This is a genomic window from Gemmatimonas aurantiaca T-27, from assembly GCF_000010305.1.
Lineage (GTDB): Bacteria > Gemmatimonadota > Gemmatimonadetes > Gemmatimonadales > Gemmatimonadaceae > Gemmatimonas > Gemmatimonas aurantiaca.
In genome coordinates this window covers 3,884,913-3,906,172 of sequence record NC_012489.1, presented here as the reverse complement: position 1 = coordinate 3,906,172, position 21,260 = coordinate 3,884,913, and the positions used below count along the sequence as shown (strand labels likewise).

Below are 21,260 nucleotides of genomic sequence, written 5' to 3'. Positions count from 1 at the left end.
TTGGACGTATAATGCGGTTCATTGATCATAGATCATCCTACATGGAAATGTACTGTTGGAGCAAGGGCAGAGCGCACAGGGCGCTTGGTCCGTACCCTCCGCATTGCGAACACCCATGTCGACCTACGATCAACCGGCCACGGTAGCCCTCGGCCTTCTCGTCCTCCGTCTCGTGCTGGGCCTCTACATGGCAGCCCACGGCGCCCAGAAATTGTTCGGGTGGTTCGGCGGCTACGGACTGGGCCCAACGGGTCAGTTCTTCACCCAGCTCGGCTACCGACAGGGCAAGCTCTTCGCGTTTCTGGCGGCGTTCACCGAGGTGGTGAGCGGTTTGCTGGTGGCTGTGGGACTGCTTGGGCCAGTGGGTCCTGCCCTCATGATTGCCGTCATGATCGTGGCCGCGGTGACGGTGCACTGGAAAGGCGGACTGTTCTCGGCGAACAACGGCATCGAAATCAACGTGCTGTTCGCGGCCAGTGCGGTGTTGCTCGGCCTCGTGGGATACGGTCGCTTCGCATTGGATGCGCTGCTCGGCGTGGATCTCTACTTCACTCCCACCATCGCACTCGCTGCGCTGGGCGTCGGGGCATTGGGCGGCATTGCCAATCTGCTCATCCGCCGTCCACCGACGGCCACGAACTGAGTGGAGAGATCGAGGATCCGGATGTCTGCCGGATCCTCGATCACCCACCTACGGGATCGTCACTTCGGAAAGATCACCGGCAGCACCACATCGGTGGTGAATACGCAGCGCGCGTTGTGACCGCACTCCGAGACGATGATCGCCTGGTGTTTGGCGCCGAGCTTCTCGTTCACATACTTGAAGAACGCTTCCCCCCGCGCGCGCCGTGTGGGGCCCTGGGCCATGGCGTTGGGTGAGGAATCGAAACCGCCGAGCGGCAGCACGTCGACCTGACCAAGCAGGTAGGTGACCGGACGCGCCACCAACTGCTTCACGAGCTGCGCGGTGTCCATGCCCGCAGAATAGCCGGCGAGATTCTCGAGACCGGCGGGCCACCGATTGAAATTGGGAGCCTTGGCCGCATCGGCCGCACCAAAGGTGAAGTTGCTGTGTACCTCTTCGCCGTCATTGCCCAGTGCGGCCTTGTCGGCATCGACCGGATTGGCATGACCGGTTGGCAGCGGACGGATGGCAGACGGCCACGCATAGCTCGACGGGTTGGCCACCACGTACGACAACTCCACGCCCGGTGTATTGTGCACCTTGTTCACCATGCCATAGCGTGTCGCGAGCTGCCCACCGGCCGAGTGTCCCGCGATCACGATCTTCGTGAGCTTGGGAAAGATCTTCTTGTCCGAAAGCTTCTTCACCAGTTCGTCGACAAAATCGAATGACGAGATCGTAGGATTGTTCGGTGAGAAGCCACCGGCACGCCACGACGTGCCACCTTCCGGCCACATGACTTCATTGGCCGACGGTTTGTCCTGACCGGCAATGAAGCGGGGCGAAATGATCATGGTGTTGTCGAGCGCACCTGCGAGGAAGCCCGCCGCGGTGGACGTCTCGAAATAGTGGTCGGCATTGCGCCCCGCGCCGTGCACCATGATGAGCGCGCGCGTGAGATTCGGATTGGCGACGTCGAGTGCGTAGGTCGCGTACACCATCGAACGCGCCGGGCCCTTGCCAAACGTGATCCATCGTTCGCAGTGGTGTGCGACCAGCGTGCAGGGGGCCGCGGCCACTGCCGGGGCAGGGGGCGTGACGGCAGGAGCGACCACGGTTGGGACGCTGAAGGCGGCGAGCACGCTCGCAAGAGCCGCTGTGGAGACGATGGGCATGGGAGTGGGAAGGAGAGTGTAGGGACCCGTCCATGCGTTCTACGCAGTCTGTCGTGACGGTGTTGTTGTCGGTGGATATCTTCCGGCATGCCTACACTTGCCGATCCAGCCACACGCGCGTCGCTGGTGACACGCATCGCGCGGCTCACGCCCGATCGCACGCCGCGTTGGGGACGCATGAATGCGCCACAGATGCTCGCGCATTGCAGTGATGCCATGCGCATGGCCTACGGCGAGGTCGTGTGTGAGCCAAAACGAGTCCCGATCGTACAGCTCGGGATTGTGAAGTGGCTGGTGCTCAACGTGTTGCCGTTTCCCAAGAGTGCACCCACGGCACCCGAACTATTGTCACGGTCGCCAGCGCCGTGGGACGAGGAGCGTGCGCAGTTGGCTGCGCTGGTGCAGCGTTTTGGCGATGAGTCGAAGCGCGCGTCGTGGCCTCAGCACCCCTTGTTCGGTACGCTCACCGGCGCGCAGTGGGGCCAGCTCGGCTGGAAACACCTCGATCATCACCTTGGTCAGTTCGGAGTCTGAGCAATGACGACACCCACGCTCGAGTGGTGGCAGCGCGGTCCGATCGATGGCATCCCCGATATGCTGCAACCGGTGGCGCACATGTTGTTGCAGATGCGGGATGAAGTGCCCGCTGTGGTGAGCGCCTTGCCGCTACAGGCGTGGAATGCGCGACCGGCCAACGTCGCCAGCGTGGGCTATCATGTGCGGCACATCGCCGGCGTACTCGATCGGTTGTTCACCTATTCGCGTGGTGAATCGCTGAACGACGAGCAGTTTGCGGCACTACGCCGCGAGGGTGATGCAGTGGTTGAAGGTGAGCCGGCGATACTGCTTGACCGGCTTTCGGCGCGCGTGGATGTGTGTCTGGCCGAACTCCGCCGCATCGATGCGTCTACCTTGGCCGATGTGCGTCTCATTGGGCGGGCCAAGCTGCCGAGTACGGTGCTGGGATGCATCGTGCATGGTGCGGAGCACAGTATGCGGCACCTAGGGCAGTTGATCGTGACTGCTCGTGTGGCGACGGAAACCGGCGCGTGACATTGGTGGTCACACGTTGTCGCACAGCGGTACTCGATACCGAATTGCGGGCGTGCGTTCTGGCTTTGTGCGCCGACGCGTACGAAGAAGATCTTTCGCCGTACCTGGACGACATCGGCGAAGGGGAACACCTGCTGGGCTGGCAGGATGGGGAGCTGGTGAGCCACCTGATGTGGGTGGAACGTCTCCTTTATCGGGATCGCAGCAGTGTCGCACAGCGTCCCGCGCTCCGTTCGGCCTACATCGAACTGGTGGCCACCGCTCCCTCGCAGCAGGGGCGCGGACATGCCTCCACGCTGATGCGCGCGGCGGCAGCGGCACTGGGTGACTTCGATGTTGGCGCACTGTCACCGAGCGATGAGGCGTTTTACGCTCGCCTGGGGTGGGAGCGGTGGCACGGCCCGCTGTTTGTACGCGGGCAGGCCGAAGGATCTGACCGGGAGGCCTGGGAGCCGACGCCCGATGAGGAGATCATGATTCTCCGTCTGCCCAGGACGCCGAGCGAGCTCGATGTGCACGCACCCTTGGCCGTGGACTGGCGGCCAGGAGAGGTGTGGTAGGGTAGGCGCCACGGCTTTCCTACGAAAATGGAAGCCGCATGTGACCATTCCGGGACCAAAGTCGCTCCCCGGAGGCATTCAGTGTCACTGTGCGGGTGCCGATCCTCGGGACAATGGCCATACGTCCCGTCTTTCACGATCCCTCCGGCCGCCGCGGCCGGATTGTCCGCGCGCTCCTTGGCAGCGCGGCGATAGCAGTGGTGGTTCTTGGTGGCACTTTTGCCGTGCGGGTGCTTCGCCCACCGGTGGTGAGGCCGTTGCCCATCAACACCGCCGCAGAAGCCGATATGCATGCCCCCGACGCATCACGCGGGCCGGCACCACTCACCACCCGCAAGGCGCGTCCGCTGCCGTTGCCGCGGCATGCGGCGGGGGCAGCGATCATCGCCGATCCCATCGTCGCCGCCTTTGCGGTGCAGTGGGACGCCGGCAGCCGCGCGGCCCTCGAGCGTGTGGGGGATCGTCTCGACTGGGTTATCGTGGAAGCGGCATTCCTCGGACGCGGCAAGCCGGGCGAGATCACGGTCACGCTGGACGATGACCTGCTGGCCAGTGCCAACAAGTCCGGCGCCCGCGTGCACCTCATGCTCACCAACTTCGGCGCCTCGGGATTCGATTCCTCGCTGGTCTCGTCGGTGGTGGCCTATGACGACCGTCGAGCGGCCGCCATCGCGACGCTGGCCCGGCTCGTGGAGCAGAAGCAGCTCGGCGGTGTCACGGTGGACTTCGAGTTGGTCCCCATCGCCGCGCATCCGCAGGTACTGACGTTCATTCGTGAACTGCGTGCGGCTCTGGCGCCATTGGGGGCGGTCGTGTCGGCCGCTGTGCCGGTGGGTGAAGGGGATGGTTATCCCCTGCGCGCTTATGGCGAGACCGTGGACTATCTCATTCCGATGCTCTACGACGAGCATGGCAGCGTCGATGTGGCGGGGCCGGTGGCCGGCTCGGCCTGGTTCGCGCAGCGTCTCGATGCGGTGCTCGATGCAGTGCCGGCATCCAAGATCATCGCCGGACTCGGACAGTACGGCTATCACTGGCGCAGCGACCGTCCCGATGTGGCGGCCAGCATCAGTGTATCCGAAGCCATGGCGCTCTCACGTGCGGCGACCACCGGTCCGTTGTTTGATGCGGCCACCCGCAACCCCATGGCCCAGTGGCGCGATGCCAATGGCATTGCGCATTCGGTGTGGTATCTCGATGCGGCCACGGCCTGGAATCAGGTGAATGTGTCGTTGCGCAGCGGCGCGGCCGGTGCCGCGTTCTGGCGTCTGGGCAGTGAGGACGCGACGATCTGGCGCATGCTCGATCGCCGCGGTGTGGTGGGTACGCCGGACTCGCTGCTGCTGTTGCCGAACGATGGCGTGTCGGTGCTGGTGGGTGATGGCGAAGTCCTGGCAGTAGAAGGCCACACTGGCACGGGAGAACGCACCCTCGCGGTGGACCGTGCGGGATACATCGAGCAGGAAACCATCCGCACCGCACCCGGCGGCTATCTGGTGTCGCGTGGTGGGCATCACGCGCGCCGTATTGCCCTCACGTTCGATGACGGTCCGGATCCCGATTGGACCGGGCCGATTCTCGATACGTTGGCATCACGCAAGGCACTCGCCAGTTTCTTCGTGGTCGGGCGACAGGTGCAACGTTTGCCAGAGTTGACCCGGCGCATCGCCGAAGAGGGCCACGAGATCGGCAATCACTCGTGGAGCCACGCCGACATGGCGGGTCTGGGCAATTCGGCCATTCGCATGGAGCTGGCCGCCACAGGGCGTGTGATCGAAGCCGTCACCGGCAAGCGTCCGCTGTTGTTTCGTCCGCCGTACATCGGAGACGCCCGTCCTTCATCGGAACAGCGTCTGCGTCCCATGGCGGTGGCCAATGAGCTGGGCTATCGCGTCGTCGGACTCGAAGTGGATACCAAGGATTGGTTCGAAACCGATCCCGGCAGAGTGGTGGCGAACGCGTTGCGTGACGTGCGCCGCAACAATGGTCGTGTGATCCTGCTGCATGATGCCGGTGGAGATCGTTCGTCCACGCTGGCGGCCATCGGACCACTGATCGACTCGTTGCGGGCCAGCGGGTTTGAGCTGACCACGGTGGCCGGCTTGCTCGATGCCGCACCGCAAGCGGGACTGCAGGCTGCGCCCACCAATGAAGCCCCGCAGCGCGCGATGAATGTGGCGGCGATGTTCATGGCCACGTTCTTCGAGCGCGCTGTGGCGGCCGCGTTTTTTGCGGCGCTGGTGCTTGGGGTGATCCGTCTGCTGCTCATCGGCACACTGGCCACGGTGCAGCGCTTCAGCAAGCGCTATGCGCGACGGGCCGCCGATGCCGAGTGGCTGCCGCGTGTGTCGGTGCTGGTGCCGGCGTACAACGAAGGACGTGTCATTGGGCGCACGGTGCAGTCGGTGCTCTCGCAGGCTTATCCGGACCTGGAAGTGGTGGTCGTGGATGACGGGTCGTCCGACGATACACACGACGCGGCGAGCCACGCCACCGATGATGCACGGCTGCACGTGGTGCGGCAGACCAACGCTGGCAAGGCGGCGGCGCTCAACACCGGTATTGCCATGGCCACGGGCGAAGTCATCGTGGTGATCGATGCCGATACCATTCTTGCACCGGACGCCATTCGTCATCTGGTGCGCCCCTTGGCCGACGCGCGCGTGGGCGCCGTGGCGGGCAATGCGAAGGTTGGCAATCGTATCAACCTGCTGACGCGCTGGCAGGCGGTGGAGTACGTCACCAGCCAGAATCTCGATCGCCGCGCGTTCGTGATGCTGAACTGCATCACGGTGGTCCCTGGTGCCATTGGCGCGTGGCGACGCAGTGCGGTGCTGGACGCTGGTGGGTTCCGTACCGACACATTGGCCGAAGATCAGGACCTGACGCTCACGCTGCTGCGTGGTGGGCACAAGGTGGCACTGGCCGAGCAGGCGGTGGCACTGACGGAAGCGCCGGAGACATTCGGTGCGCTGCTCAAGCAGCGCTTCCGCTGGAGCTTTGGCACGCTGCAGTGTGCATGGAAACATCGTGGTGCGTTGATGCGCCGTGATGCCGGTGCACTGGGCATGGTGGGTTTGCCCAACATCTGGTTGTTCCAGTTGCTCTTCCCGCTACTTGCGCCGGCGGCCGACGTGGCGCTGCTGGCCAGTCTCGCACGATTGCTGCTGGAAGCACCGGCGCTTGGTGTGCACGCCGCGTGGGCCCATGCGGAGCCGGTCTTTCTGCTCTATGCGCTGTTCCTGCTGATCGACACGTTCACGGCCGTGTTGGGCGTGGCGTTCGAGAAAGGTGAACCGCTATCGCAGGCCCTGCTCGTGCCACTGCAGCGTGTGGCCTACCGGCAGGTGCTGTATGTCGCGTTGCTCAAGGCCATGCGTGCGGCGGTGAAGGGATGGGCGCCGGGGTGGGGCAAGCTCGAACGCACCGGACGGGTGCAGGCGCTGCCGCAAAAGGCCTAGCCAGACCTCGTCGGCGACTGTCGTCGACTGTCACCGACTGTCACAGTTTCGCGGGGCCGTCCGTTCGTCGACCAACGACCACGGACGGCCCCGCGTGTTTGTGTCTGAATGGTTGAGTTCGCTTTGTTCGTGACGGGATGGAGACAGTCACGAACTCTGGCCGTGACGATGGTGACGGTTGTTGCAGGTCCGATCGGTCGGCGCGTCGCAGCAAGTCGCTGTGCAGGCGTCGATCGCCGACCTCCTCTTCGTCGAAGGTGCCATCGTGACTCGCAGGACACTCCGCACGGCCTCTGCCGCGCTTGGGATGCTGGCGTTGGCCAGTTGTGCGCAGGACACGGCGTCCACAGCGCCTGGTGCGGTTCGTAACACCGGGGCCGAGCAGGTTGAACTGGCGCCGGCCGCGCTGACGGTGGCCGAAGCCATCCGCATCAACGAAGTCGAGTCGAACCAGGGCACGCCCGGCGATTGGGTGGAGCTGGTGAACCTGAGCAACGAGCCGCTCGACATCTCCGGCTACCGCCTCAAGGACAACGACAACTCGCGTCCCTTTGCGTTCCCGAGCGGCACCATCGTGCCGGCGAACGGCTTCCTCGTGGTCGAGGAGGCGCAGTTCGACTACGGTCTCGGCGCGAACGACATGGTGCGCCTGTTTGCCCCCGACAATGTCACGATCATCGACAGCTATGCCTGGACCGCGCATGCGTCGACCACCTACGCACGCTGCCCCGATGGCACGGGCGCGTTTGGCACGGCCAGCACGGTGACGAAGGGCGCAGCCAATGACTGCGGTGCCGCCATCAAGATCAACGAGATCGAGTCGAGCGGCGGCACGCCGGGCGATTGGATCGAACTGTACAACCCGACGAACAGTGTCGTGAACGTGAGTGGCTATGTCGTCAAGGACAGCGACGACACCCATGTCTACGTGATCCCCACCGGCACGACCATTGCCGCGCAGGGCTATCTCGTCATCGACGAGTCGAGCCTGGGCTTCGGGCTTGGCGGAGAGGATGCCGTGCGCCTGTTCCGTGCGAACGGCACCACGCTCGTGGACAGCTACAACTGGACGGCGCATGCGGCCACCACCTACGGTCGTTGCCCGGATGGCACTGGATCGCTGGTGAACACCGCCGCATCGACGAAGGGCACCGCGAACAACTGCGCGGCGGCCACGACGGCGGTGGTGATCAACGAAGTCGAGTCCAACGGCGATCCGGCTGGTGACTGGGTGGAGTTCTACAACACCAGCGCCGCCACGGTCGATCTTTCAGGCTACGTCTTCCGCGACAATCAGGATGGCAGCGATCACAGCTACGTGATCCCGACGGGCACGACGATCGCGCCGGGTGGATTCCTGGTGCTTCTCGAATCGCAGTTCGGCTACGGCCTTGGTACCGACGACTCGGCGCGTCTGTTCGCCCCGGGTGGCGCGACACTGGTCGCTTCGTATTCGTGGGGACCGCACGCCGCCACGACGTATGCACGGTGCCCGGATGGCACGGGTGAATTCCGCACCAGCACCACGTCGACCCGCGGCGCAGCCAACGATTGTGCGGTGAGTGTGCGCATCAACGAAGTGGAATCGAACGGCGGCACACCGGGTGACTGGGTGGAGTTGTTCAACGCCGGCGCAACGACGGTGGACCTTTCGGGCTACGTCTTCCGTGACAACAACAACGCCGCCGGCTATGTACTGCCGAGTGGCACGACGATCGCGGCGAATGGCTATCTGGTGCTCGAAGAAGCGCAGTTCGGCTTTGGCCTGGGCGGTGGGGACGCGGCGCGGTTGTTCGCGCCGGACGGCACCACGCTGATCGACAGCTACGTGTGGACGGCGCATGCGTCCACGACGTATGGCCGCTGTGTCAACGGCAGTGGAGCGTTCACCACGACGACTGCGCCGACCAAGGGTGCCGCGAATGCCTGCCCGGGTGAAATCGTGTACTCGGCCTGGCCGGGTGATCAGACGATCAGCAACGCCACGCCGGCTGGCACCGTGTTTGGTGGCAACATGAGTGGCTTGTTCTACCAGCCGCAGTCGGGCATGGCCACCGGCGTAGTGTGGGCCGTCCGCAATGGCCCGGGTGCGCTGTTCCGTCTGACGAACGTCGGCGGTCTGTGGACGCCGAAAGCCGCGCGCACGTGGACCAACGGCAAGCTGCTGCGTTATCCCGACGGCGCGGGCGATGTGGACGCGGAAGGTGTGACGGCCGTAGGCAGCAACATCTACGTCTCGGCTGAGCGCAACAATGCCAGCAGCAGCGTGAGCCGCAACAGCATCCTGCTGTTCGACGTGTCCGTGGAGACGGGCGCGACGCTCGTGGCCAAGCGGGAGTGGAACATCACGTCCAGCATTGCGGCCAACGGCGCGAACCTTGGCCTCGAAGGCATCACCCGCATTCCCGACGCGTTCCTCGTGGCGCGTGGCTTCTACGATGAAAGCAAGGGCCGCGCCTACAACCCGGCCGACTATCCGAACAGCAACGGCGGCGTGTTCTTCGTCGGTGTCGAAGGCACCGGCCAGATTCATGCCTTTGCCCTGGATCACGTGAGCGGCGGCTTCACGCGCCTCGCGTCCTTCACGAGCGGGTTTGCGTCGATCATGGACGTCACGTTCGACGCGGAACTCGGTCAGTTCTGGGCCGTCTGCGACGACACGTGCCAGGGTCGCATGACGAACCTGCGCATCGATACGCAGGCCGGTTCGCCGACGCAGGGACGTTTCGTGGTGTCGCAGCGCTTCGAGCGCCCGACCGGCATGCCCAATCTCAACAACGAAGGCTTCACCTTCGCCCCGTTGGCCGAGTGCGTCGGTGGCAAGCGTCCCGCGCTGTGGGCGGATGATGGTGAGACGGGTGGCTTCTCGCTGCGCCTTGGCACCGTCACTTGCACGCCGTTCTGATGCGCCTTCGCGCGCATCCCGATTCACACTTCACAGAGCACTCAACCATGCGTTTTTCTACGATCACGACCCTGTTCACCGCTGCCGCTCTGGTGGCCGCTCCGGCCGTCGCCGAAGCGCAGTTCACGGTCTACACCACCTTCGCTGACTTTCTGTCGGCGACATCGAATGTTGGCACCGATTCGTTCGATGATCTCGACGCCTACGGCAGCTACGCGGGTCCGCTCACCCGTCAGGCTGGCACGCACAACTACACGGTCAGCACGAACCTGCCCGGATTCTACATCCCGGACAATGCCGGCGATCGCTGGCTGTCGACCAATGACTTCGCCCACGCGATCACCTTCAGTGGGTTCGGGTCATCCGTGCGCGGGATCGGCGGATACTTCTTCGGCACCGATGTCGACGGAGCCCCGTATCAATTGACCGGGCTGGTGCTCACGGCCACGGGCAAGTCGGGCGCCAGCTACCAGACCATCGTGGACGGATCGATGTCGTTCTTCGGTGTGGTGGCCGACGAAGAGATCCTGTCGTTCACCGTGGCCGCACAAGAGCAGTTGAATGCGAACGGCCCGTTCATGTGGCCCACGGCCAACGATGTGGTGATCGGCAATGCGGCTACCGTGGTTCCGGAGCCCTCGTCGTTCGTGCTGATGTTGGTTGGTGCAGCCGGCCTGGCGTTCGTCGTGCAGCGTCGTCGCACGACGTAAGCGGTCCGCGTGATACAACGCCCCCGGTGCGTCGGTGCACTGGGGGCGTTGTCGTGTCTGCGTGGTCCACGCGTCAGTGTGCTGTGGTGATGCGTGCGTTGATCCAGGCCACAATGTCGTTGAGCACCTGCTCCTTGCCATAGTCCACGAGCAGGTCGTGTACGTGGTCTTCGTACAGGCGCAGCATCTTGTCGTGAGAGCCCGCTTCATCGTAGAAGCGCTGCGAGCCGTGTGGGCGCGTGGCCTTGTCCGCGGTGCCGTGAATGATGAACACCGGCAGGCGCACCTCACCAAAGGTCTTGCCCAGGTGATCGTGCGCCCGAATGAGCTCGGCCAGCGTGTGGCCAGGTCCCGGCTCGTGGATGACCAGCGGATCGTTGCGGATGGCTTCGACCACCGCGGGGTCACGCGAAAAATCGGCCGGATTGAGTGAGAGCAGCGGGGCGCGCGGGATCAGATCCCCCACGACGCGCAGGGCCTGGAGAAGGAACTCCGGCGGCGGCACTTCGAAGGCAAAACTGGCGCAAATGAAGCCGTTGATCAGTTCCGCGTGTTGCTGGACAAACACCGTGGAAATGACGCCGCCCGCGCTGTGTCCATAGAGAAACAGTTGCTGCCCGGGTTCCCGTGCACGGACCTGTTCCACGAAGGCCGCAAGATCGTTCACGCAGTCGCCGTAGGTGTCGACCCAATAACGGTCACCGCCCGACTTGCCGTGTCCACGCATGTCGTAGGCGTACACGTTGAAGCCGCGCGCCACCAGTTCACGGGCCGTGCCGTCGTATTGACCGCTGTGGGCCAGGAACCCGTGATTGATCACCACCACGGCCCGCGGTGCCTCGGGGCCGGTCCAGGCTCGCGCATGCAGCGAGAGGGTGTCGCTCCGTGCGATGGTCCATTCCTGCGTCTGTACCGCGGTCATTGTTCGGCTCCGGCAATGGGGAAGGGAGGCGGGAACAGCCGCAAAAGCATATCGCCGGCGGAATGCGCCGGCGATATGGAGATTGTACGGAGCGTGCAACAGCACGCCGATGTTACGCCCGCAAGTGCCTCAGGGCACCACGTTGCCCGGCGTCACGATCTTCACGCCATCGGCGAACGTGGCCGTGAGCAGATACAGCAGCTTGGTCGACGGCAGGGCGGTAGACGCCAGCGCGTACTCGGTGAGCTGGTGCGCACCGCTGGCCCGTGAACCGCCGATGGCGATGCTCGGGATCTTGCGCACAACGCCCGGGTTCGCGTCGGTGGCACCGGTGGGCACCGCTTCCTGCGCGCCCGGCATACCGGCGCTGATGCCGAGGAAACGATTGATATCGACGGCCGTCTGCACGAGCGGATGGGCACGCGCGCCAGCCAACTGGGCTTCCGTGCCGCCAGCCTTGTTCTTCTGGTCCACTTCCACGCGCAGGCCGATCTTGTGCTTGTCGGCCACTTCCTGCGTCACGCGGGTGATGGTGCGATCCAGCGAGTCCAGCAGGATGGGATCGGGGCTGCGCAGATCGATCGTGAAGTACAGCTCCTGCGGGATCGAGTTGAAGATCTCGCCGCCCTTGATCTGGCCGATGTTCATGACCGCGCCATTGGGCAGTGCGGAGAACTGCAGTCCGTACAGGCGGTCGATGGCTTCGGCCAGCGCGCGCACCGGTGTCGGACGGCCGCGCGAGGCGAGCGTGTGTCCACCCGGGCTCGTGAAGACGTACTTGGTCCAGTAGATGCCGAGCGCACCGTAGGCCACACTGCCAAACGCGCCGTCGGGCGCAATGAGCAGGTCGGGCTTGGGGTTGTGCGCCAGCCAGTACTCGGCGCCCTTGAGGCCCACTTCTTCCTGCACCGTGCCGATGAAGATGATGTCACCCTTGTGGGTGAACTTCGTGGCATTCATGGCGCGGATCGTCGACAGCATGTTGGCCACCGACGCGGTGTTGTCACCCACGCCCGGTGCGAACAGCGTATCCCCACTGCGGCGCACCTTCTTGGGGGTGCTGTTCTCGAACACCACGTCCATGTGGGCCATGATGACGATGGTCGGACCGCCGCCAGTGCCCTTCCGCACGCCGATCACGTTGCCGATGGAATCGGTGGAGACCTTGAGGCCTGCCTTCGTGAATTCGGCACGCACGTGCGCCGCGCGGATTTTCTCCTGTCCCGACTTGGACGGCATTTCCGTCATCGTGATCCATTCCTGGACCTGCTGCGGGAAGTTCTTCTCGATCAACGCCATGGCCGCCTTGATATCGGCGCGTTCGGTGATCTTGGCATCCCAACTGCTGGGATACTGGGCGGGCTGCTGGGCAGCGAGGGGGGCCGCAAGCAGGAGGCTCGCGGCGACAAATGGACGCAGGCGCATGGAATCGGTGGGTCGAAGTGGCAGGATATAGAAGAAATCTAGCGTCCTGACCGCGCGGCGCAGGCGGATGGCCGCGGAAACCGGGACACGGTGGAGCCGTATCGGAGGCGTACCCCGGTCCACTTCACATGGGCTTCACATCGGTGAGGTGGGTGTCCCGTACCCTCCGTTCATGTCCGCATCACTTCGTATCCTCGTCATCGAGGACAACGCCGATCTCCGTGCCTGTATCGTGGCCACCTTCGAGGCGCACGGGCATCGCGCGGAAGGCGCATCCAATGGCCGTCTCGGCCTGGAACAGCTAGAGCGGATGTTCCCCGACGTGGTGGTGCTCGATCTGACGCTGCCCGGCCCCGATGGCCTCCGCGTGTGTGAACTGCTGCGGGCACGTCATGCGGATCGCATTCCGGTGCTGATGCTCACCGCACGGGATACGCTGGCCGACAAGCTGCGTGGCTTCGCGGTGGGCGCCGACGACTATCTCGTGAAGCCATTCGCTGGCGAGGAACTGGTGGCGCGTTGTCAGGCGCTGGCGCGGCGTCACGGGCAGTCTGTAGTGGACGTATCGCACCTTCAGCACATCGGATCGCTCACCATCGATCGGTCGCGTCGCATCGCCACGCGTGGTAGCACAGCGCTCACCATCCCCAACATCCCCTGGCGCATTCTCCTCACATTGGCCGATGCGTGGCCGCGGACGGTGACGAGAACCGAGCTGCTGGATGCGGTGTGGCCGGACGGGCCGCCCCTCTCGGATGCGCTGCGATCGCATCTGCATGTGTTGCGCAGTGCACTCGATCATGGCTTCGACAAGCCGATGCTCGTCACGGTGCACGGCGTGGGTTTCCGGCTGGACGAGGGCGCCTGATGGCCGCTCCAGTCACTCGACCGCTGCAACGTCATCTGCTGCAGGCCTTCGCGGCGGTCACAATCGGTATCTCGTTGTTGGCGGCGCTGTTGGCGCTGGCGCTCGCCTATCAGGTCGAAGATGATGTGATCGAGGCCTCCCTGCACGCGGATGCCGACGCCGCCATTCTGGCGTATCACCAGACAGGGCAGTGGCCCACCCTGCCAGAGCATCTGCGCATCGTGGGCACGGGAGCGGCATGGCCGAGTGACATCGCGCGGCTCGCGCGTGAAGAGCCGGAGCGCCGGGAGTTTCCCGGTCGCGAGGGCCGGTACTATCACACCCGACAATTGATTGGCACCCATGGCGCGCGCTCGGACAGCGCGTGGCTGATTGCGGAGGTCGGTGATCGGTTGGCGCTCCGGCCCATGCGGCGGCGGTTGTGGTGGATGATCGCCGCAGGATTGATCCTCACCTTGGGAGTGTCGTTGCTGGTGGCACGTCGACTGTCGCGTGGGATCAGTGAACCGCTTGGGCAACTCACACGGCAGGTCGCCGACTGGTCACCGACGCAGCATGTGCCGGCACTTGTCGGTCCGTGGCAGCATGATGAGGTGCGTGCCCTGGCCATGCGTCTCGATCTCAGCATGCAGCACATTCGCGATCTGCTGGCCCGGGAGCGTGAGTTTGTGAGCGGGGCCAGTCATGAATTGCGTACGCCGATCAGCGTGGTGCGCTCCGCCAGCGATCTGTTGATGCGCGACCCGGCATTGCCCGATTCTGCGGTGGTTCATGTGCAACGTGTGCACACCGCGTCGCTTCAGCTCGAGGAAACCACCGCAGCGCTGCTGGCCCTCGCACGGGAAGAGGAAGCCGGTGGCGAGGCTCATGCCATGCGGATCGTGCCGTTGCTCGAGCAGATCGTGGTGCGCGAATCGATGGCCCGCGGAGACGAGTCCTCGCGTCTCGATGTCACCATCGAAATCTCCGACGACTGTATGGTGACCGTGCGGCCGGCGGTCCTGCAGATCATCGGCCGCAATCTGCTGGGGAACGCCATGCGACACACGATGTCGGGCTATGTGGTGGTGCGTCGCGATGCGGACTGGTTGGTGGTGCGAAACCATGGGGTTGTCGCAACATGGCCTGACGAAGGGGTCACGCCATACGTGGTGCGCGCCGACCAGGAAGGGGTGCACTTCGGGCTCACGCTCGTGCACAGACTGTGCGCGCGACACGAACATCCGCTGATCATCACACGCGGGCCGGACTGGTTCGAGGCACGCGTGCGTCTCTTTCACCTGGGTTGAACAATGTGGCTGCGTACTTCTCTCGTCACACGGCTGCTGGCGACGTGTCTGGTGGCACCATTGCTGGCCTGTGGCAAGGACCACCTGCAACCGTACGTGCCACCGTCCGATCCTGGAGTGCTCGAGCGCACGTTCTCCGTGGCCGAACTGCAGGCCGACCTCGACACCCTCTTTGGCTGGGTCGATCAGACCCATCCATCACTCGATGCCCGATCACCGGATTCTGCGCGCGCCCGTGTGCATGCCGATCTGCGCGCACGCATCGACCAGCCCACGACACGACGAGAATTCTACCGACTGATCGGGTCCGCCACATCGGTGTTTCGCGACGGGCATGCGGGTGTGTTGGCGCCATTTCCAGAATACAACCGCCATGTCGAATCCGGAGGCCGGGTGTTTCCGTTGCAGCTCGCGCGTCGCAATGGTGCGATCGAGGTGCTGGTGGACGCCTCTGCTGAGCAAACCGTTCCACGAGGTGCGGTGCTGCGATCCATTGAAGGAAAACCGATCGACTCTCTGTTGGGGCATTGGTCAACCTACGCGCGTGGCGAGTCTCCGGTGCTCCGCGAGGCCATCGTGTTGGAAGACCTGGCGTCATGGCACTGGCATCTGGAGACGGGGAAATCGACGCCAGATGCATACCAAGTTCGATTCGTCGCCGACGGGATCGAACGTGACGCACGCATCCGCGCCGTGTCTCGGGATTCGTTGATGGCTCATCGCAAGCGCAGCGCCGACGGCGAATCGGGTGGTGCCACTGGTGTCATGCGCATCGACAGCACGACGCCGGGAGTCACCTGGCTCGAGATTCCCTACTTCGCGGGAGACGAAGGGGCCTTCGAACGCACCGTGGATGAAGCCATTGCGTCAGCGCGTGCGCACGAGAGCGCTGTGCTGGTCGTGGATGTGAGCCGCAATCCGGGCGGCTCGACCGATCAGGTGGAATACCTGCTGGCGAGACTCACGCCGCGTCCATGCGCGCTGGTGTCGAAGGTGGAGGAGCGCCTGAATGCGCACAATCATGGATTGCTGAGCTGGCGCGGTCGCGATGGCACGATGCGTCGCATGAACGACGACGTGATCGTGCGTCCTGCCGAGCCAGGCGCGCGGTTCGATGGTCGTGTCGTCGCCCTGATCGGAGCGCCGACCTACTCAGCGGCCATCGTCTTCGCCACCGCGCTGCGTGATTGTGGTATCGGTCTCCTGGCAGGCGAACCCACAGGGGGCTTCGCCAATCAGACCGGGCAGATCCACTTTCGCGAATTGCCGCACACACGGCTGCGCGCCTTTGCGCCAACTCGTGCGTTGGTGAGGCCGAGCGGAAAGGCCGGCGCGGACGTGCTGGTGCCTGACTTGCTCCTACCGGCAGGAGACGGGCGCCGAGAGCAGCTCACCCGCATGCTGCTGGCTATGCCGATGGGCACTGCGCGGCACTAGTGCGTGAAAAAGGCCGAGGCGGCACGAATCGGATGACACACGGCGAACCAGTGGGTCCTAACGTGAGACCTGTCGACCGCACAACCCGTCGCCTTCACTCGCCGCTCCATGGCAATCAAACACAGTGAGATCACCAGCGAGATCATCCGTGCGTTTTACCAGATCTACAATGAAGTCGGCTGGGGGTTCATCGAATCCGTCTATTCGAGCGTCATGGCCAGCACACTCACGAGCCGTGGCATCCCGCATGAGCGGGAGAAACGACTTCGGGTCACGCACCGCGGCGAATGCCATGGCGAATTCCGCGCCGATCTGGTCGTCGCCGGTGTGGTGCTCGTAGAGTTCAAGGCATGCAAGCAGCTTGTTGCGGCACATGAGGCACAACTGCTGAACTACCTGCGCGCATCTGGGTTGGAAGTTGGTCTGTTGCTCAACTTCGGCCCCCGACCCGAAATGCGGCGCTTCGTCTGGTCTGCTCGTCAGCGGATGGTGGCCATGGACGAGCGCGAATCTGGGGACCGCTGAACTGCCTTGCCGCGGAAACGCGCGGAAACCACACGGAAACAACACGGATCAAAAACAAGAAAAGTTTGAACCCGTGTAGTTTCCGCGCGTTTCCGTGTCATCCGCGGCAAGGCTGTTTCCGACCTCGCAATCGGGGCCGCCTCAGGATACGACCGGCAATCCCTTGCGAATCTTGTCCTGCCATTCGGCCGGACCGGATTCGTGCACGTTGTCGCCGCCGGCATCAACCGCGACCGTCACCGGCATGTCCTCCACCTCGAACTCGTAGATCGCCTCCATGCCCAGTTCCGCAAAGGCGACCACACGCGACGAACGAATGGCCTTCGATACCAGATACGCCGCGCCACCCACCGCCATGAGGTAGGCGGCCTTGTGCTTGCGGATGGCTTCCAGACCGGCCGCACCACGCTCGGCCTTGCCGATCATCGCGATGAGGCCCGTCTTGGCGAGCATCATCTCGGTGAACTTGTCCATGCGAGTGGCCGTCGTCGGGCCTGCCGGACCCACGGCTTCATCACGCACCGGATCCACCGGACCCACGTAGTAGATCACACGGTTGGTGAAGTCGACGCCCTCAGGCAATCCTTCTCCGCTCGCGTAGAGATCCGCGATACGCTTGTGCGCCGCGTCGCGGCCGGTGAGCATCTTGCCGTTGAGCAGCAAGCGGTCGCCTGCCTTCCAGGAGCGCACCACTTCCGGCGTGAGCGTATCGAGGTCCACCCGCTTGGCGTTCTTGTCGGGGCGCCACGTGACATCCGGCCAATCGGAGAGCTTCGGCACCGGCAACGACACCACACCGCTGCCGTCGAGCACGAAGTGCGCGTGACGCGTCGCCGCGCAGTTGGGGATCATCGCGATGGGCTTGGATGCCGCGTGCGTGGGATAGTCCCAGATCTTCACATCGAGCACCGTGGACAGACCACCCAGTCCCTGCGCACCGATACCCAGCGCGTTGATCTTGTCGCACAGCTCGATGCGCATCTCTTCGATCTTGTTCTGCGGACCGCGCTCCTTGAGCTGGGCCATGTCGATGTGCTCCATGAGCGATTCCTTCGCCATGAGCATCGCCTTCTCGGCAGAACCACCGATGCCGATGCCGAGCATGCCGGGCGGACACCAGCCAGCGCCCATGAGCGGGACCGTCTTGAGCACCCAGTCGACGATGTTGTCGCTCGGGTTGAGCATCGCGAACTTCGACTTGTTCTCCGAGCCGCCGCCCTTGGCGCCCAGCTTCACGTCAACCGTGTTGCCGGGGACGAGTTCCACATGCACCACCGACGGGGTGTTGTCACGCGTGTTCTTGCGCGAGAACGCCGGGTCGGCAACGATGGATGCGCGCAGGATGTTGTCGGGGAGCTGATAGGCGCGCCGCACGCCCTCGTCCACCATTTCCTGGATCGACATGGTCGCGTCCCAGCGGACGTTCATGCCGATCTTGAGGAACACCACCACACTGCCTGTGTCCTGGCAGATGGGGCGATGGCCCTCGGCGCACATGCGCGAGTTCGTGAGGATCTGTGCGATCGCATCTTTCGCCGCCGGCGACTGTTCCTTTTCGTAGGCGTCGCCGAGTGCGTGGATGTAGTCCAGCGGGTGGAAATAGGAGATGTGCTGGAGCGCGTCCGCGATCGACTGGATGAAGTCGGCTTGGGTGATGGTCGTCATGCCTGAAAAATAGCAGGAGCCACCGCGCGCTGGGCCATCACGTGGAACCGGGCATCGAGTTCCGCCGGAGTGAGTCGATCGGGAAAGGCGCGCGACCATTTCACCAGCTCGAGACAGGCTCCGGCGAGCATGCGGGCCGTCAGCCGGTCATCCATGCCATCATCGAGAGGGGTCGGGGCACGCCGCCGAGCAAAAACTGCGCGGAATGTGGGTAGCCGGTCTTCGATGAGGCCGGCCAGCACGTCCGTGCCAAAGTCCCACAGGGCTTCCATACGTCCCGAGGATTCGAGCGAGTGGAACACATCGCCGGCGCTCGCAAAATGCTCGATCAGTTCCCGCATCGGGACGAGCCGCGGTCGTTGGCGTTCGTGCGGAGTATTCAACGTTCGCGCCAACCCGTGCACCATGCGCTCGAAGCTGGCAAACAGCACATCGTCCTTGTTGCGAAAGTGCGCATAGAACGTGGCGCGCGAAACGCCGGCTCGATCGAGAATCTGCTGCACGGTGATGTCGTTGAACGCCCGCTCGCCGAGCAGTGTGTTCAGCGCCTCGCGCATGGCACGCATCGACTGCTGCACGCGGGGATCGTCGTCGGCGTGCCGGTCGTCGGACGATGTCTGCTGAACACCGGGGCGGGTTTTGTCCGACATCGTCGTTCCGGGAGAAGGTGAGCCCCTAACCTTGGCGGTCCATGTGCCTGACGCAACGGCACGTCACCGCCCTCGCAGGAGTCTCCCAATGGACACAGTGAACGAAGGCGTTCCCGCAGATCGTTCCGCAGCACTGGCCCTCGGCATAGGCAGCGCAGCCATGGTCATCACGATGAGCATGCACCCATCGGGACCCGAGACGTTGGCCCATGCATCGCATGGACGGGGCGTTGCGTTGGCCCGCGGAGTCCACGCGCTGGCCATGGCCGCCGTGCCGGTCCTGGCGTTCGGCTTTGCACGCCTCGGTGTCCGGCTGAGGGGCTCCGGGGCGCTTTCCGGGCTCGCACTGGCTGCGCAGCTCACGGCGTTGGTGGCGGTACTGTTTGCGGGAGCGATGAGCGGACTGGTGGCCACGGCCGTCGTCGAGCGCATGGCCAGCGCCGGTGTCGATGCCAACTCGACGGGAGTCTTGCAGCCACTGCTCTGGTACACCGCGCTGCTCAACCAGGCCTTCGCGGCCATCTATGTCGTCGGTTCCGGAGCCGCCATGATTGGCTGGTCGGTCGTGTTGTGGCGTGCAGCAGTGCGCCACTCAGCAGTGCGCCACTCAGCAGTGCGCCACTCAGCGGGGGCCGCGTCGGACGGCCTGCTGCGGTCCATTGCCGTGCTTGGTGTGGTCACCGGCGGCGGCCTGGTCGTCGCCCGTCTTGGGTTTGTCGGACATCTCGATGTTCGGATCTTCGGGCTGATCGTGGCCGCCCAGGCGCTGTGGCAAGGATTGCTCGCGTGGAGACTCTGGCGGAGATGACAATTTGGGTCGAATTGCGAACAAACCCCGAATGACATCGGCGATCTTTGCGGCCTACAATCATTCGGATGGCGCTCTCCGACTATCAGGTGAATCCGCGTACGGGCTTTGTGTCTCCCGTACCGCTGCCCAATGCCTTGCCGCCTGCGTTCGCGGTGTGGGACCAGGTTGTTCCGGAACTCAGTGCTCTCATCAGGGCGCGCCGTGTGCGTGCCTTGATGGAGACGCTGCCGCTGCTCGACCCGCTGGTGCTCACCACCGACGGTGATCGTGAGCGGGCGCTCCTGCTGCTCACGCACTTCGCCAATGCGTACGTTTGGGGTGACGAGCAGGCGGCGACCCGTCTTCCTCGCAGCATCGCGGTGCCGCTCTGCGCACTGGCCGCGGAAATGGAGCGGCCGCCCATCGCACACTATGCGACCACCACGTTGACCAATTGGCGCCTCGTCGACGAGACGCAGCCCGTGTCGGTGGATAATGCACGGACGCAGATCCAATTCCTCGGCGGGGTCGACGAAGATTGGTTCTTTGTGGCCTCGATGGGCGTGGAGTTGGCGGGAGCGCCGCTGATTCCCATTGCCATGCGAGCCGTGGACTGTGCTCGGGCCGACGATGATGGGGGCCTTCGTGACGCACTCATCACGTTTGGCGATCTCATGCCCCAGGTGCATGCGGCCATGGAGCACGTGCGGACCTGGTGCGACCCGTCGACGTACTATCTGCGAGTACGTCCCTTCGTGACCGGCTGGCCGGCGCCCGGCATCGTGTACGAAGGGGTATCGGATGAACCGCGTCGTTACCTCGGCGGCAGTGCAGGGCAGAGCGCTCTGCTGCAGCTCTTCGATGCCATGCTCGGTGTGCATCATGCCGATCATCCCGCCGGCGCGTATCTGCGCAGCGTGCGTGGTTACATGCCCAAGCCGCATCGTGCGCTGGTGGAGTTGGTGGAACGTGACAGTCGTGTGCGCGAACGCGCCCTGTCTGGCTCTGCCGCGTTGCGTGACGCCTTCAACGACGTCGTGGCACAGATCGCGGCCTTTCGCCAGGCGCACATGAAACTGGCGCACGACTACATCGTGATCCCGTCCGGACCCGCACGCGACCTCACCGGCACCGGTGGCACCTCACTCGACACTTTCCTCGGCGCGGCCCATCAAGCCACCCGCGCTGCACGCGCCTGAC

Annotated in this window: 18 protein-coding genes; 13 read left to right on the top strand and 5 right to left on the bottom strand. The window is 64.3% G+C overall.

Annotated features, from left to right (window positions below):
* Positions 1–115 precede the first annotated feature (115 nt).
* On the top strand, positions 116–643 hold the full coding sequence (locus tag GAU_RS16820; RefSeq protein WP_015895106.1) for a DoxX family protein: 528 nt from the start codon (positions 116–118) through the stop codon (positions 641–643).
* Positions 644–702: 59 nt separating this feature from the next.
* Here the strand turns inward: GAU_RS16820 and GAU_RS16815 are convergent, their stop codons facing one another.
* The gene (locus GAU_RS16815; protein WP_015895105.1) at positions 703–1,800 is read right to left on the bottom strand and encodes an alpha/beta fold hydrolase; all 1,098 of its coding nucleotides are present in this window, start codon (positions 1,798–1,800) and stop codon (positions 703–705) included.
* 87 nt (positions 1,801–1,887) lie between these two features.
* On the opposite strand from GAU_RS16815, the gene GAU_RS16810 reads away from it, so the two are divergent.
* The 6 genes from GAU_RS16810 (at position 1,888) to GAU_RS16785 (ending at position 10,489) form a co-directional block, all read left to right on the top strand.
* Positions 1,888–2,334, top strand: a complete 447-nt coding sequence (locus GAU_RS16810) for a DUF1569 domain-containing protein (RefSeq protein ID WP_015895104.1) — start codon at positions 1,888–1,890, stop codon at positions 2,332–2,334.
* Positions 2,335–2,337: 3 nt separating this feature from the next.
* The gene (locus GAU_RS16805; protein ID WP_015895103.1) at positions 2,338–2,853 is read left to right on the top strand and encodes a DinB family protein; all 516 of its coding nucleotides are present in this window, start codon (positions 2,338–2,340) and stop codon (positions 2,851–2,853) included.
* A gap of 5 nt (positions 2,854–2,858) precedes the next feature.
* Complete coding sequence (locus tag GAU_RS16800) at positions 2,859–3,413, top strand: GNAT family N-acetyltransferase (protein ID WP_197526006.1); 555 nt, start codon at positions 2,859–2,861, stop codon at positions 3,411–3,413.
* A gap of 113 nt (positions 3,414–3,526) precedes the next feature.
* A complete protein-coding gene (locus GAU_RS16795; RefSeq protein WP_083765732.1) occupies positions 3,527–6,874 on the top strand; it encodes a glycosyltransferase in 3,348 nt (1,115 codons plus the stop codon).
* A 265-nt stretch (positions 6,875–7,139) separates the two neighbouring features.
* Positions 7,140–9,779 (top strand): lamin tail domain-containing protein, encoded by a 2,640-nt coding sequence (locus GAU_RS21995; protein ID WP_169307719.1) that lies wholly within the window; start codon positions 7,140–7,142, stop codon positions 9,777–9,779.
* 47 nt (positions 9,780–9,826) lie between these two features.
* The gene (locus GAU_RS16785) at positions 9,827–10,489 is read left to right on the top strand and encodes a PEP-CTERM sorting domain-containing protein (protein WP_015895099.1); all 663 of its coding nucleotides are present in this window, start codon (positions 9,827–9,829) and stop codon (positions 10,487–10,489) included.
* Between the two features lie 73 nt (positions 10,490–10,562).
* On the opposite strand, the gene GAU_RS16780 is transcribed toward GAU_RS16785, so the two are convergent.
* Together GAU_RS16780 and GAU_RS16775 are read right to left on the bottom strand one after the other, a co-directional pair.
* Complete coding sequence (locus GAU_RS16780; protein WP_041265634.1) at positions 10,563–11,411, bottom strand: alpha/beta hydrolase; 849 nt, start codon at positions 11,409–11,411, stop codon at positions 10,563–10,565.
* Positions 11,412–11,540: 129 nt separating this feature from the next.
* Entirely contained in the window at positions 11,541–12,836 is a 1,296-nt protein-coding gene (locus GAU_RS16775) for a M20 family metallopeptidase (protein WP_015895097.1), read from the bottom strand.
* A 172-nt stretch (positions 12,837–13,008) separates the two neighbouring features.
* Between GAU_RS16775 and GAU_RS16770 the strand changes: the two genes are divergently transcribed.
* The 4 genes from GAU_RS16770 to GAU_RS16755 all read left to right on the top strand — a co-directional run bounded on the left by GAU_RS16770 (position 13,009) and on the right by GAU_RS16755 (position 16,955).
* Positions 13,009–13,704, top strand: coding sequence for a response regulator transcription factor (locus GAU_RS16770; RefSeq protein ID WP_015895096.1), 696 nt, complete (start codon positions 13,009–13,011; stop codon positions 13,702–13,704).
* Entirely contained in the window at positions 13,704–14,993 is a 1,290-nt protein-coding gene (locus GAU_RS16765) for a sensor histidine kinase (protein WP_015895095.1), read from the top strand. Before GAU_RS16770 ends, GAU_RS16765 begins: the two co-directional genes overlap by 1 nt.
* Positions 14,994–14,996: 3 nt before the next feature.
* Complete coding sequence (locus tag GAU_RS16760) at positions 14,997–16,430, top strand: S41 family peptidase (protein WP_015895094.1); 1,434 nt, start codon at positions 14,997–14,999, stop codon at positions 16,428–16,430.
* A gap of 108 nt (positions 16,431–16,538) precedes the next feature.
* Positions 16,539–16,955, top strand: coding sequence for a GxxExxY protein (locus GAU_RS16755; RefSeq protein WP_015895093.1), 417 nt, complete (start codon positions 16,539–16,541; stop codon positions 16,953–16,955).
* Positions 16,956–17,096: 141 nt separating this feature from the next.
* On the opposite strand, the gene GAU_RS16750 is transcribed toward GAU_RS16755, so the two are convergent.
* Positions 17,097–18,620 carry a fumarate hydratase gene (locus tag GAU_RS16750; protein WP_015895092.1) on the bottom strand — a complete coding sequence of 508 codons (1,524 nt, stop codon included), beginning with the start codon at positions 18,618–18,620 and terminating at the stop codon, positions 17,097–17,099.
* Positions 18,617–19,270: a TetR/AcrR family transcriptional regulator gene (locus GAU_RS21305; protein WP_015895091.1), complete on the bottom strand. Its 654-nt coding sequence runs from the start codon at positions 19,268–19,270 to the stop codon at positions 18,617–18,619. Before GAU_RS21305 ends, GAU_RS16750 begins: the two co-directional genes overlap by 4 nt.
* Positions 19,271–19,358: 88 nt before the next feature.
* Between GAU_RS21305 and GAU_RS16740 the strand changes: the two genes are divergently transcribed.
* Complete coding sequence (locus tag GAU_RS16740) at positions 19,359–20,078, top strand: hypothetical protein (protein ID WP_015895090.1); 720 nt, start codon at positions 19,359–19,361, stop codon at positions 20,076–20,078.
* A gap of 68 nt (positions 20,079–20,146) precedes the next feature.
* The gene (locus tag GAU_RS16735; RefSeq protein WP_015895089.1) at positions 20,147–21,259 is read left to right on the top strand and encodes an indoleamine 2,3-dioxygenase; all 1,113 of its coding nucleotides are present in this window, start codon (positions 20,147–20,149) and stop codon (positions 21,257–21,259) included.
* The last annotated feature ends 1 nt before the right edge of the window (position 21,260 follow it).

Excerpts from the sequence above, each read along its gene's own strand:
- GAU_RS16795 (WP_083765732.1), top strand. The coding sequence starts at position 3,527 with ATGGCCATACGTCCCGTCTTTCACGATCCCTCCGGCCGCCGCGGCCGG.
- GAU_RS16760 (WP_015895094.1), top strand. The coding sequence starts at position 14,997 with ATGTGGCTGCGTACTTCTCTCGTCACACGGCTGCTGGCGACGTGTCTG.
- GAU_RS16820 (WP_015895106.1), top strand. The coding sequence starts at position 116 with ATGTCGACCTACGATCAACCGGCCACGGTAGCCCTCGGCCTTCTCGTC.
- GAU_RS16740 (WP_015895090.1), top strand. The coding sequence starts at position 19,359 with ATGGACACAGTGAACGAAGGCGTTCCCGCAGATCGTTCCGCAGCACTG.
- GAU_RS16765 (WP_015895095.1), top strand. The coding sequence starts at position 13,704 with ATGGCCGCTCCAGTCACTCGACCGCTGCAACGTCATCTGCTGCAGGCC.
- GAU_RS16755 (WP_015895093.1), top strand. The coding sequence starts at position 16,539 with ATGGCAATCAAACACAGTGAGATCACCAGCGAGATCATCCGTGCGTTT.
- GAU_RS16785 (WP_015895099.1), top strand. The coding sequence starts at position 9,827 with ATGCGTTTTTCTACGATCACGACCCTGTTCACCGCTGCCGCTCTGGTG.
- GAU_RS16750 (WP_015895092.1), bottom strand. The coding sequence starts at position 18,620 with ATGACGACCATCACCCAAGCCGACTTCATCCAGTCGATCGCGGACGCG.
- GAU_RS21305 (WP_015895091.1), bottom strand. The coding sequence starts at position 19,270 with ATGTCGGACAAAACCCGCCCCGGTGTTCAGCAGACATCGTCCGACGAC.
- GAU_RS16780 (WP_041265634.1), bottom strand. The coding sequence starts at position 11,411 with ATGACCGCGGTACAGACGCAGGAATGGACCATCGCACGGAGCGACACC.
- GAU_RS16815 (WP_015895105.1), bottom strand. The coding sequence starts at position 1,800 with ATGCCCATCGTCTCCACAGCGGCTCTTGCGAGCGTGCTCGCCGCCTTC.
- GAU_RS16775 (WP_015895097.1), bottom strand. The coding sequence starts at position 12,836 with ATGCGCCTGCGTCCATTTGTCGCCGCGAGCCTCCTGCTTGCGGCCCCC.
- GAU_RS16805 (WP_015895103.1), top strand. The coding sequence starts at position 2,338 with ATGACGACACCCACGCTCGAGTGGTGGCAGCGCGGTCCGATCGATGGC.
- GAU_RS16735 (WP_015895089.1), top strand. The coding sequence starts at position 20,147 with ATGGCGCTCTCCGACTATCAGGTGAATCCGCGTACGGGCTTTGTGTCT.
- GAU_RS16810 (WP_015895104.1), top strand. The coding sequence starts at position 1,888 with ATGCCTACACTTGCCGATCCAGCCACACGCGCGTCGCTGGTGACACGC.
- GAU_RS16770 (WP_015895096.1), top strand. The coding sequence starts at position 13,009 with ATGTCCGCATCACTTCGTATCCTCGTCATCGAGGACAACGCCGATCTC.